The organism is Comamonas sp. (assembly GCF_036666375.1).
Lineage (GTDB): Bacteria > Pseudomonadota > Gammaproteobacteria > Burkholderiales > Burkholderiaceae_C > Comamonas.
On the sequence record NZ_JAVWWA010000131.1, the window covers coordinates 1 to 12567 of the forward strand.

Consider the following 12567-nt stretch of genomic DNA (forward strand, 5'->3'; position numbering starts at 1 on the left):
TGATCATCAAGTCCGTGCCGATGTTGCCGCTGCCGATGATGGCAGCCTTGAGTTTGCGGGTCATCGCATTTGCCTTAGGTAAAAAATCAATCGATGGAAGCGCCGCTGGCCTTGACCAGCGGCGCCCAGCGCGCGGCTTCTGCGGCCATGAAGCTGCCGAACTGCGCGGGCGTTGACGGGAAGGCCTGCATGCCCTGCTCGGCAAAACGCTTTTGCACTTCAGGGTCCTTCATCGCCGCATGCAGGGCGTCGTTGAGCCGCTGCACCACGGGCGCGGGCGTGCCGGCCCTGGCGACCGCGCCAAACCAGACCTGGGCGTCGAGGCCGGTCAGGCCGAGCTCGAGCAGCGTGGGCACCTGGGGCATCTGCGGCGCGCGCTCGGCGGCGGCGATCGCCAGCGGCCGCAGCTTCCTGCCCGCGATCAAGGGTGCGGTGCTGATCACCGGGTCGAACATCATGTCGACCTGACCGGCCATCAGGTCCTGCAGGCCAGGCGCCGAGCCCTTGTAGGGCACATGCGTGAACTGGCCCTGGGTCTTGCTGCGGAACACTTCGCCCAGCAGATGGCCTATCGAGCCCGGCCCCTGCGAGGCAAAGCTCAGCCCCTTGGCTTCGGTCCTGGCCGCCTTGACCAGGCCGTCGATATCCTTGATGGGGCTGTTCTCGGGCACGACCAGCACCAGCGGCGAGCGGATCAGCGAGGTGATGGGCGTGAAATCCTTGAGCGGGTCATAGGAGAACTTGCGAAACAGCACGGGGTTGATGGCGAACATTTCGGTCGCGCCCACGTAGATCGTGTGGCCGTCGGCCGGCGCCTGGCGCACCTGGGCGGCGGCGATCTGGCCGCCGCCGCCGGGCTTGTTCTCGACGATCACCGCCTTGCCCAGGTTCTCGCCCATCTTCAGCGCGAGCGCGCGCGCCACGGTGTCGGTGATGCCGCCCGCGGGAAACGGCACGACCATGGTGACCTGGCGCTGGGGAAAGGCCGCTGCCGGCTGGGCCAGCGCCAGGCCGGGAAGCGCCAGCGCGCAGGCCAGCAGGAATTGTCGTTTGAGGCTCATTTTTGTCTCCTGAATGGAATGGTTGTTATGGGGAAGTCGTGTCAGGTGCCGAACTGGGCGTTGACCACGCCCACGCCCGAGATCCGCGCCTCGAAGCGGTCGCCGGCCTTGACGGCCACCATGGGTCCCAGCGCTCCGGTCAGCACCAGGTCGCCGGCGCGCAGCGGCTGGCCCAGCGCCGCGAGCTTGCGCGCCAGCCACACGGCCGCGTTCAACGGATGGCCCAGGCAGGCCGCGCCGCTGCCGGTGGACACCACTTCGCCGTTGCAGCGCATTTCCATCGCGCAGGACTTGAGGTCCAGCCCGTCGAGCCGCGTGGGCACGGCGCCGAGCACGACCAGGCCGCTCGAAGCGTTGTCGGCCACGGTGTCGATGAAGCGGATGTCCCAGCTGGCAATGCGGCTGCCGACGATCTCTATGGCCGGCAGCACGTAGTCGGTGGCATTGATCACGTCCACCAGCGTCGCGTCACGCAGGTCCAGATCGTGCCGCAGCACCAGCGCCACTTCGGCCTCGACCTTGGGCTGCAGCGTGCGCGCCAGCGCTATCGGCTCGTCGTCGCCGTGGACCATGTCGGCGAACAGCGTGCCGAAGTCGGGCTGGTCCACGCCCAGCTGCTTTTGCACCGCCAGCGAGGTCAGGCCTATCTTGCGCCCGACGATGCGCCGGCCCTGGGCCTGCGCATGGGCGACGTTGGCCAGCTGCACCGCGTACGCGGTTTCGGCGTCGGAAATTTCCGCGCGCAGCGGTGCGATCGGCGCGCGCCCGGCTTCGGCCGCGCGCAGCGCCGCGGCCCAGCGTTCGATGTGCTCTGGTGTATTCATGGGAATGGCCTTTCAGGAACGTGAGGAGAAGCGAGGTTGTGCAGCATCAAGATGCCGTAGCCGGCGATGAATTCGGGAATCGCCTGGTAGTGGCGCAGTCCGCAGTGCAGCGCCTGGCCTGTGCCGGGCGAGTCCAGCGCGGTGCGCGCCACGACCCAGGTCTTGGACTCGTGCGCCGACAGCCCCGCGTGCTGCGCGATCGCGGCCTCGCCCTGCGCGGAGAACGCGCTCCAGTCGGCCTGCTCCGTGGCCTGCATCCACTGCAGGTCCCACTGCGGGTTCAGCGGCTTCATGTCCGGGCTGCCGGCCGCCAGCGCCAGGCCCGCGGCCATCACGCGCTCGGTCTTGGCCGCGACTTCCTGTGCCGTCGGCATGCGCGCGCAGGTGATGCGCTCGCGCACCGCGGCGTCTGGGTGTTCCATGGTCGGCACCGGCGGCTCATGCGACAGCCCGCCCGAGCCGATCAGCAGCGTGCGCTGCGGCAGGCCGTCGAGAAAGCGGCCCATCTCCCGGCCCAGCTGCGCGCAGCGGCGCAGGCGCGCGATGCCGGGCTGGGCGACGGCGTTGAGGAAGACCGGCAGCACGGGCGGCGTGTCCAGCCCGCCCCAGAGAAACTGCAGCGCCTGCACGAAGCCATGGTCCACCTTCATGCGGCGCGACACCGCGACGTCGAAGTCGGCGTCCATCAGATGCTCGGCCAGGCCCAGCGCCAGCGCGGCATCGACATTCAGCGCTCCCGCGGGCGTGAGGTAGTCACCGACCGAAGTCGCTGCGGAGCCTATGCAAAACGGCGGCATCAGTTCGTTGAAGAAGCCGTTGTAGTGGTCGGGCCCGACCAGCACCACCAGTTCCGGGGCAAAGTCATGTACCAGCGCGCGCGCCTGGGCCACCGCGGCGTCGAGCTGCCGCTGCACTGCGGCATCGACCGCATTCAGGCCATAGAGCGGCGAATGCGACATGCCCAGAAAGCCACGTTCCGATCTGCGGATCTGCATTCAGGCCTCCACGGCTTGGGCCATGCGCTGGGCGAGCTGCTGGCTCACGGCATCGACTTCCTGCGGGCTGGCCAGGGCCGCGACGAAACGGTCGGGGCGAATGAACACCACGGCCTTCTTCTGCGCGCCGAACCAGTCCTTGATGCGGCCTTGCGTGTCCTGCAGCAGCGTCACATGCGGCTGGGCCATTGCGCCGCGGCTCATCTGGCCCAGCGGCTTGACGCACAGGAACTTCACGCCGGTGCGCTCCCAGAACGCGCGCACTTCGGGCGCCATGCCCGAAGTCGGGTCCGTGCCCCAGGCCAGGATCGCAAAGCGCAGGCCTATCACGTCGTCGAGCTTGTGCACGGCGCCGTCCTCGGTCGTGACCAGCGGCTGGATGAACATCCGCCCCACGGGGCTGGGCTCTACGGTTTCGAAACCGTTGAGCAGCCGGCCGACGAAGGACTCCTTCTTTTCGGCCACCAGTCCCAGCAGCCGGCCCAGCGGCGTGTCGCCCGAACGCGTGAGCAGACCGCCCAGCGCCGAAGGCGGGCCCGACGGCGCGGCATGCAGCACCAGCCCCTTCTCATAGCGCGGCATGGGCTTGAAGCGCATCTCGGCGAAATACTGCTTCACGGGCGGCACGGCGTTCATCGCCAGCATCACGGTGTCGCGCACCTTGGCCGCGGTTGCGCTTTCGGGCGCGAAGATGTCGCCCGCGACTTCGGACAGGTGGATCATCGAGCGCGCGTGGTCACGCCGCTCCTCGGTATAGCTGTCGAGCAGCGCGTCGCCGGCCTTGCCCTGCACCACCAGCGCGAGCTTCCACGCGAGGTTGCTCGCGTCGCGCATGCCGCTGTTGTAGCCCTGGCCCTGCCAGACCGGCATGATGTGGGCCGCGTCGCCGGCCAGAAAGATGCGCTGCACGCGAAAGGTCGCGGCCAGGCGCGCGTTGTGCGTGTAGACGCGCTTGCGGATGTAGTCGACCTTGTCGGGATGGGCGACCACCTTGGACATCAGCCGCGCCATGGCTTCGGGCTTGAACAGCTCCTCTTCGGTCTCGCCCGGCATCACCATGAACTCGAAGCGCCGTATGCCATGCGGCAGGGCGGCCGACACATAGGGCCGCTCGGGATCGCAGTGCATGCCGACATGGGGCGTGCCCAGCGGGTCGTTGCGCACGTCGACCACGATCCACTGGTTGGGCTTGGTCCGGCCTTCGAAGGCCACGTTCAGCGTGCGCCGGATCAGGCTGTTGCCGCCGTCGCAGGCCACGAGATAGCGCGCGCGCAAGGTCCTCTTCTCGCCTTGCGCATTCTCGACTTCGAGCGCCACGCCTTCTGCGCCCTGGGACACCGCGCAGACGCTCTGGCCGAACAGCACCTGCACATGCGCATAGCGTTGCAGGCCTTCGTACAGGATCTGGTCGACCTCGGGCTGGATGAACGCGTTGCGCCGCGACCAGCCGAATTCATCGGTGCGCGGCTCTATGGACGCGAAGCATTTGCCGCCGGCCGTGTAAAAGCGCATCCAGTGATAGGGCGTGATGTGCTTTTGCACTTCGCCGCTCAGGCCCGCGGTCTGCAGGGTGCGCAGCGACTCGTCGTCGATGCCGATGGCGCGCGGGTAGTCGATGATCGCGTCCAGCTTCTCCACCACCAGCGTCTTCACGCCCGCCTGCCCCAGGATGTTGGCGGTCGTCAGGCCCACCGGGCCGGCGCCAATGATCAGGACGTCAGCGTCCAGTGCGGAATGTGTCTCGTGCGCTTGTTTTGTCATGTCCCCGGTCCTTGCTCAGTACGCGTCGTTTTCCGGAAATCACTTCCGGCCACTTGATGACTGGAATTGTGTGGACGCCCCGCGAACCGGTAAACTGAGTGCACGTGGTGCACCTTGAGCCACGGGTAATTACCAGGACCAGCGCCCCATGCCGGACGACATCCCCAGCGCCAGCGAGGCCTACAAAGACATTCGCAGTCTGGCCCGCGGCATCGCCTTGCTCAAATGCATGAACCAGATGCCCGGCGGCACGGCCACCACGACCGAGCTGGGCCAGATGACGCAGGTGCATCGCACCACCGTCAAGAGAATGCTGGAGACGCTGCGCACCTGCGGCCTGGTGCGGCCCACCGAGCAGGAAGGCCAGTACTGCCTGACCTTCGAAGTCAAGCGCCTGAGCGAAGGCTTCATCGAGGATGAATGGATCAGCCAGGTGGCGACGCCGTTGATGCGCGGCGCCGTCAAGCAGCTGATGTGGCCTTGCGACCTGGCGACGATGGAAGCCGGATTTCTCGTGGTGCGCGAAAGCACGCACCGCTTCAGCCTGCTGTCTCAACACCAGGCGATGATCGGCGAACGGCTGCCGCTGTTCGTCACGGCGATAGGCCGGGCCTACCTCGCGGCCTGCGACGCCGAGCAGCTAGGCAGCATCCTGCAGCTGCTGGGCCAGCGTCCCGACTGGATAGGCGACATGGCCAGGGACCGCCAGTCCATAGATGCGCTGCTCCAGGCCACGCGCGCACGCGGCTATGCGCGCAACAGCGGCGAATGGGCCAAGGAATCCGATTTCTCGGCCATAGGCGTGGCCGTGATGGGAACGGACCAGGTCATAGGCGCCATCAACATGATCTACCCCAATGCCTCGGTCGATGAACAGACGGTGGAGCGCAAGTATTTGCCGCTGCTGCAAAAGCTCGCCTATCGCATAGGCCGCGACAGCACGCCCTGGCGGGAATAGCGCCATGTACGATGGCGCGCGAATTGGAGCCCAGATCCTCCCCGCGAATGCAAATCGCTGCCAGAATAATCAATTATCGGTCCACGGGAAGGCAGCGCGCCGCGGGCCAGCCGCGCGCCTGTCATGCCTGCTGACCACTCTTCCACGCGGCGTGCGGCTGCATTGATCACGTGCCCATTCTCATCGACCGCCTGTTTCTGTTGATCATTCCGGCGTGCATGCTGCTGCTGGGAGCGATGCTCGCGGGCTGCTGGCGGGTGCAGCGGCGCCGTTTCCATCTGCTGTGGGTCGCGGCCAGCTACGCGCTGGTGGGCAGCGCGCTCGCCTGGCAAAGCCTGATGAGCGTCGAGGAGCTGCAGCGCTGGGCCGTGGTCACGGGCATGTTGTATCTGTTTGGCGCCTGGAGCTTTGCGCGCGGCCTGGCCGGCTATTACGACGTCTCGGCCCGGCCGCGGCTGGGCCTGCTCATAGGCGCCGTGGTGCTGCTGGCGCTCTATTACTACAGCCGCGTCGAGGTCAGTCTGTGGATGCGCATGCTCTGGCTCAACGCCGGCCTGGGACTGATGCAGCTGCTGCCCGCGGCGCGCATTCTGCGCCGCCAGCTGCCCGCGGGAGGATTGGAGCGCGCGATGTACTGGTCGTATGTGGTGTTCGCGCTCAACACCAGCATCCGCCCCATTCTGTGGCTGGCCGTAGGCAGCAAGGGCCAGGACGCCGCATTCTTTTCTTCCTACTGGCTGATGATGCTGGCCACCACCATGCTGTTCGCGCTGCTGTTCGCCATGCTGCTGCTGGCCAATACGGTGCGCGACACCATGACCGCGCTGCGCGCGGAACGCAACATGGACCCGCTGACCAACCTGCTCAACCGCCGGGCCTTCCAGGAGGCGGCCGGGCCGCTGCTGCGCGATCCGCAGCGCGGCCCCTGGACGCTGCTGATCGGCGACATCGACCATTTCAAGCGCATCAACGACACCTGGGGCCATGCACACGGCGACCATGTGCTGCAGACCGTGGCCGGCGCGCTGACCCAGCAGGTGCGCGGCGACGACCTGGTCGCGCGTTTCGGCGGCGAGGAGTTCGTGCTGCTGCTGCGCACCGACCTCGCCAGCGCCGAGAGCATTGCCCAGCGCATACGCATGCAGTTGAGCGAAAACAGGCAGCTGTTGCCCGATGGCGACCGCATGACCATCAGTTTCGGCATCGCGCCGATCACCAGCCCGACCGAGCTGTCCGCCACGCTGTCGCGTGCGGACGGCCTGCTCTACCAGGCCAAGCAGGCGGGACGTGACCGCGTGTATGTGGCCCGACCGCTGAACGAAATACAGACTACATGAAGGAAAATCCATATGGCCGCTGAAGGTAACGCCAGCCAGCTGACAAGCATCATCACCTTGCTGGGCGCCGCGGTCATTGCCGTGCCGTTGTTCAAACGTTTCGGCCTGGGCTCGGTGCTGGGCTACCTCGCCGGCGGCCTGGCCATAGGTCCGTACGGCCTGGGCCTGGTCAACGACGCCCAGACCATCATCCACATCGCCGAACTCGGCGTGGTGATGTTCCTGTTTGTCATCGGGCTGGAGATGAAGCCTTCGCACCTCTGGAATCTGCGCGCGCAGATATTCGGCCTGGGCAGCATGCAGGTACTGCTTTGCGCGACCTTGCTCACCGCGGTGAGCATGGCTTTCGGCTTCTCCTGGCAGGTGTCCTTCGTCTGCGGCGCGGGCTTCGTGCTGACCTCCACGGCCGTGGTCATGCAGGTGCTGGCCGAACGCGGCGACATTCTCGCGCCGCGCGGCCAGCGCATTGTCTCCATCCTGCTGTTCGAAGATCTGCTGATCGTGCCTTTGCTGGCCATCGTGGCGTTTCTCGCACCGGCCGATGCCTTGCCCGTGGCCAGCGCCTCGCCGTGGCAGCGCGTGGGTCTGGCAGTTCTGTCCCTGGCGGCCCTGGTAGGCGCCGGCCTGTGGCTGCTCAATCCGCTGTTCCGCGTGCTGGCCAAGGCCAAGGCGCGCGAAGTGATGACGGCTGCGGCGCTGCTCGTGGTGCTCGGCGCGGCGCTGCTGATGGAGCTGGGCGGCCTCTCCATGGCCATGGGAGCGTTCATGGCCGGCGTTTTGCTTTCGGAGTCCACCTTCCGCCACCAACTCGAAGCCGATATCGAGCCGTTTCGCGGCTTGCTGCTGGGATTGTTCTTCCTGGGCGTGGGCATGGCCTTGAACCTCGACGTCGTGGGCCGGAACTGGCAGCTCATCGCCGCCGGCGTCGTGGCGCTGATGATCGCCAAGGCCGCGTGCATCTATGCGGTTGCCCGCCTGGCGAAGAGCTCGCACGCCGATGCCGTCGACCGCGCCATTCTGATGGCCCAGGGCGGCGAGTTCGCCTTCGTGCTGTTTGCCGAAGCGCTCAAGCTGCGCGTGATCACGCCCGAAGTGAACGCCAACATGACCGCCATCATCGTTCTATCCATGGCGCTCACGCCTTTGGTGGTGGTGCTGTACAAGCGCCTGGGCGCGGCGCAGGCCATCAGGCTCGACGGCGTCGAGGCGCCCAAGGACCTGCAGGGCAATGTGCTCATCATAGGATTCGGCCGTGTAGGCCAGATCGCGAGCCAGGGCCCGCTGGCGCGCGGCGCGCAGCTTTCCATCATCGACAGCGACCCGGATGCGATACGCGCGGCCGAGCCCTATGGCTTCAAGGTCTACTATGGCGACGGCGCGAGAACCGATGTGCTGCATGCCGCGGGTGCCCACCACGCGCAGGCCATCCTGGTGTGCATAGACGACAAGGATGCGACCACGCGCATCGTCGAGAACATCCAGCGCGAATTCCCCCAATCCGTGGTGGTCACGCGCGCCTTCGACCGCCAGCATGCGCTGGAGTTGATCAAGCTCGACGCCCACCATGTCGTGCGCGAGACCTTCGAGTCGGCGCTGCAGATGGGACAGCACGCCGTGGCCGCGCTCGGCGCCACGGACGATGAGGCCGCGGCCATCACCGAACGCGTGCGCAAGCGCGACACCGAACGCTTTGAACTAGAGGATGTGAGCGGCGTATTTGCGGGCCGTGCCCTGCTGCTGGGCAACATCGAACATATCGATCCACCGGATCATTCACGGCATGCAGCGGCAAACACCGCAAAGCACTGAAGGGCAAACCACGGGGCGTGTTGCCGTGGTGATTCCCTCCACCCGTATGCCTTAAAGGGAAAATCAGGTCGCCAAGATGACGAAATAGCCGTGACAATCGGTAATCAACTGTGAGTAAGGCCACATCATGTTGACAGCACCGACGCCATTGGACGAAGCCGAGCGCATGCGAGCCCTTGAGCACCTCAAGGTTCTCGACTCTGCACCCGAGCGTGAATTCGACGCTTTGGTGGCGACGGCCGGATTGGTCTGCGGTGTGCCCATAGCGCTTGTGAGCTTGATCGACAGCGGCCGCCAGTGGTTCAAGGCCAACATTGGCTTGCCTGGCGTCACCGAGACGCCGCGCGACGTGGCGTTCTGCGCCCATGCCATCCTGCAAGAAGAAGTGTTCGAGGTACCCGATGCCTTGGCCGATCCGCGGTTTGCCGACAACCCGCTGGTCGCCGGCGCGCCCGATATCCGTTTCTACGCCGGCGCCCCGCTGCGCTTGAGCAATGGCGCACACGTTGGAACCCTGTGCGTGATCGATCGCGTGCCCCGCAAGCTCTGCGAGAAGCAACGCGAAGCCTTGCGACTGCTGTCCATCGCTGCAGTCCAGGCGCTTGAATCCAGGAGGATGGCGCGCGCTTTCGTGGCCAGCGAAACGCGCTTCCGCACCCTCAGCGAGGCCTCTCCGCTGGGCGTGTTCGCTACCGATGCGTCCGGTTCCTGCACCTACACCAATGCGCAGTGGCAGGCCATATTTGGCTTGACCGAAAGCCAAGCCCTGGGCGATGACTGGAGTCGCACCTTGCACCCGGACGACCGGGCTGGCGCCTTCGCAGAGTGGGATCGCGCCATGGCACTCAAGCGCGAGTTCGACATGGAGTTCAGGGTGCGCCGCGACGATGGCACGGTGCGCCATGTCCGCTCCATCGCCCAACCGGTGCTCGACACGGATGGTGAGGTCACAGACTTTGTGGGATCGGTGGAAGACATCACCGACCGGCAGCTGGAACGTCATGTGCTCGAAGGCGAGCGGCAACGGCTGACGGCCATCATTCAGGGTACCGGCGCCGGAACCTGGGAATGGAATGTGCAAACCGGCGAGACCTGGTTGAACGAGCGTTGGGCCGAGATCGTGGGCCTGACGATAGACGAACTGAAGCCGACCACCATCCATACCTGGACGGGCTTGACCCATCCCGACGACGTCGCGCGTTCGAACGCGCTGCTGCAGGCGCACTTCTGCGGCGAAGCCAAGGCCTACGAATGCGAGGCGCGGATGCGCCACCGCGACGGTCATTGGGTGTGGGTGCTCAGTTGCGGAAGGCTGCTGACCCGCACGCCAGACGGACAACCGGAAAGGATGTTCGGCACGCACCTCGACATCACCGTGCGCAAGATCCAGGAAGAAGAGCTGCGCAAGAGCGAAGAACTGCTCAACCGCACCGGCGCTCTGGCGCAGGTAGGCGGTTGGGAACTCGACATTGCCAGCTCCCGTGTCAAATGGTCAGAGGAGACCTGCCGCATCCATGGTTTGCCGCCGGGACACCAGCCCGCGCTCGCCGAAGCGATAGGATTTTATGCGCCAGAAGCGCGACCGGTGATCGAAGCGGCCATCCACAAAGCCGCGTGCGATGGGCGGGACTGGGACGTGGAATTGCCCGTCATTCAACACGGCGGTCAGCGCATCTGGGTGCGCGCCGTCGGTCATGTGGAGTTCCAGGCGGGCAAGCCAGTGCGGCTTTTCGGCGCCTTTCAGGACATTACGCTGCGGGTCAGGCACCGGCAGATGCTCGAAAGCGCCCACGAGCGCATATCGCTGGCCACTGAAAGTGGCGGCATCGGCCTGTGGGAATGGAAGTTGCGTGAGGGCACGCTCACCTGGGATGCCCAGATGTACGCGCTGCACGGCATGCCCATGGGCCCGGGCACCGAGGGTTATACCCTGTGGTCCCACCGTCTTCACCCCGACGACAAGGATCGCGTGGAAGGCGAAGTCCAGGAGTGCCTGAAAGACGGCGGCGATTTCCGCTCGGAGTTCCGGGTTGTCTGGCCCGATGGCTCGGTGCACTACCTTCGCGGCTCCGGCCGGGTCACGCGCGACACCGAAGGCCAGGCACTGCGCATGGTGGGAGTGAACTGGGACGTGACGCCGCTGCGGCACCTCGCCAACCAGCTGGCTGAACAGCACGAGCTGTTGCATGTGACCCTGCAATCGATTGGCGACGCGGTGATCACCACCAACGCACAAAGCGAAGTCACCTGGCTGAATCCGTCCGCCGAACGCATGACAGGCTGGCCGTCAGCCGCAGCGCAGGGAAAGCCGGTAGCGCAGGTCTTCCACGTCGTCCATGCGGAGTCGCGCCAACCGGCCGAGAATCCGGTGCTCACCTGTCTTGAGCAAGGCAGGATCGCCGGCACAGGCAATCACACGGTGCTCATTTCCCGCCAAGGCAACGAGTTCGGCATAGAAGACTCTGCCGCACCCATTCGCAACCCCAGCGGCGACATCCTCGGCGTCGTGCTGGTCTTTCATGACGTGACCGAGCAGCGACGTCTCTCGGGCGAAATGAGCTATCGGGCCACGCACGATGCGCTGACCGGCCTGGTCAATCGGGCCGAGTTTGAGTCGCAGCTGAGCCGTACGCTGGAAAAGGCACGCGAAGAAGGCAGCGAGCACGCCTTGCTGTACATAGACCTCGATCAGTTCAAGCTCGTCAACGATGCCTGCGGTCACTCGGTGGGCGATCGGCTTCTGCAGCAGGTGGCCAAGCTGCTGAAAGACGTCGTTCGAGCGCACGACACCCTTGCACGGCTAGGGGGGGACGAGTTCGCCGTGATTCTTGAGCAATGCACGGTGGACCAGGCCGGCCGGCTGGCGCAGCAGATCTGCGACCGCATGGATGAGTTCAGGTTTCTCCATGACGAGCGGCGTTTCCGCATCGGCGCCAGCATCGGACTGGTTCCTCTGGACAGCCGTTGGGGCGGCACCGCAGCCGCCATGCAGGCGGCAGACACCTCGTGCTACGCCGCCAAGGAGGCGGGGCGCAATCGCGTGCATGTGTGGTCAGACAGCGACAAGGCAATACTCGCACGCCATGGCGAGATGCAATGGGCCGCCCGGCTGGAGCGGGCGCTGGATGAAGACAGTTTTGTGCTCTACGCCCAGCGGATCGAGCCGCTCGCCGGGAACAGCAGCGGGCTTCATGCCGAAGTGCTGATTCGCCTGCGCGAAAGCGATGGCAGCCTGATACAGCCCGGTGCATTCTTGCCGGCCGCAGAGCGCTTTCATATGGCCGCGCGCATAGACCGCTGGGTGCTGCAACGCACGGTGCAGCAGATTCAGCACCTCGCTGATTTGAACGTGCTGGACACACTGTGCATCAACCTTACAGCGCATTCGGTGGGCGACCGGGCCTTTCACCGCTATGCCATCGATGCACTCGCGCAAGCCGGCAGCGCGGTGTGTCAGCGCATCTGCCTTGAGATCACAGAGGCAGCGGCCGTGACCAACATGACGGACGCAGTTGTATTCATCGAACAAGTGCGGGAACTGGGGGTACGGATTGCGCTGGATGACTTTGGCGCGGGGGCGTCGTCCTTCGGTTACTTGAAGAAACTCAAGGTCGACCTGCTCAAGATCGATGGCAGCTTCATCCGGGATGTGATCGACGATCCGCTGGACGCCGCCGCAGTGCGCAGCTTCGTCGACGTGGCAAGGGTGCTCGGTGTCGGGACCGTCGCCGAGTTTGTCGAGCAAGCTGCAGTGCTGCAACATGTGCGGGACATCGGCGTGGACTACGCTCAGGGATTTCTGTTGCACAGGCCTGAACCCAT

Annotated in this window: 8 protein-coding genes; 4 read left to right on the forward strand and 4 right to left on the reverse strand. The window is 65.6% G+C overall.

Annotated elements, in window-relative coordinates:
- Window positions 1–86: 86 nt before the first annotated feature.
- From RR928_RS22055 to mhpA, 4 genes are read right to left on the reverse strand one after another with little or no spacing between them, the layout of a single operon-like run.
- Window positions 87–1061, reverse strand: a complete 975-nt coding sequence (locus tag RR928_RS22055; protein ID WP_332537679.1) for a Bug family tripartite tricarboxylate transporter substrate binding protein — start codon at window positions 1059–1061, stop codon at window positions 87–89.
- 41 nt (window positions 1062–1102) lie between these two features.
- Window positions 1103–1885: a 2-keto-4-pentenoate hydratase gene (mhpD, locus tag RR928_RS22060; protein WP_332537680.1), complete on the reverse strand. Its 783-nt coding sequence runs from the start codon at window positions 1883–1885 to the stop codon at window positions 1103–1105.
- A complete protein-coding gene (locus tag RR928_RS22065; RefSeq protein ID WP_332684275.1) occupies window positions 1882–2880 on the reverse strand; it encodes a 3-carboxyethylcatechol 2,3-dioxygenase in 999 nt (332 codons plus the stop codon). The genes mhpD and RR928_RS22065 overlap by 4 nt, the downstream gene beginning before the upstream one ends.
- Window positions 2881–4641 carry a bifunctional 3-(3-hydroxy-phenyl)propionate/3-hydroxycinnamic acid hydroxylase MhpA gene (mhpA, locus tag RR928_RS22070; protein WP_332537682.1) on the reverse strand — a complete coding sequence of 587 codons (1761 nt, stop codon included), beginning with the start codon at window positions 4639–4641 and terminating at the stop codon, window positions 2881–2883.
- 148 nt (window positions 4642–4789) lie between these two features.
- Between mhpA and RR928_RS22075 the strand changes: the two genes are divergently transcribed.
- From RR928_RS22075 to RR928_RS22090, 4 genes are all read left to right on the forward strand, one after another.
- A complete protein-coding gene (locus RR928_RS22075) occupies window positions 4790–5599 on the forward strand; it encodes an IclR family transcriptional regulator domain-containing protein (RefSeq protein WP_332537683.1) in 810 nt (269 codons plus the stop codon).
- A 170-nt stretch (window positions 5600–5769) separates the two neighbouring features.
- Entirely contained in the window at window positions 5770–6936 is a 1167-nt protein-coding gene (locus RR928_RS22080; protein ID WP_332537684.1) for a GGDEF domain-containing protein, read from the forward strand.
- Between the two features lie 12 nt (window positions 6937–6948).
- Window positions 6949–8745, forward strand: a complete 1797-nt coding sequence (locus RR928_RS22085) for a monovalent cation:proton antiporter-2 (CPA2) family protein (protein ID WP_332537685.1) — start codon at window positions 6949–6951, stop codon at window positions 8743–8745.
- Between the two features lie 127 nt (window positions 8746–8872).
- Window positions 8873–12567, forward strand: a 3695-nt coding sequence (locus tag RR928_RS22090; RefSeq protein ID WP_332537686.1) for a PAS domain-containing protein, incomplete at its 3' end; no start/stop codon positions are given.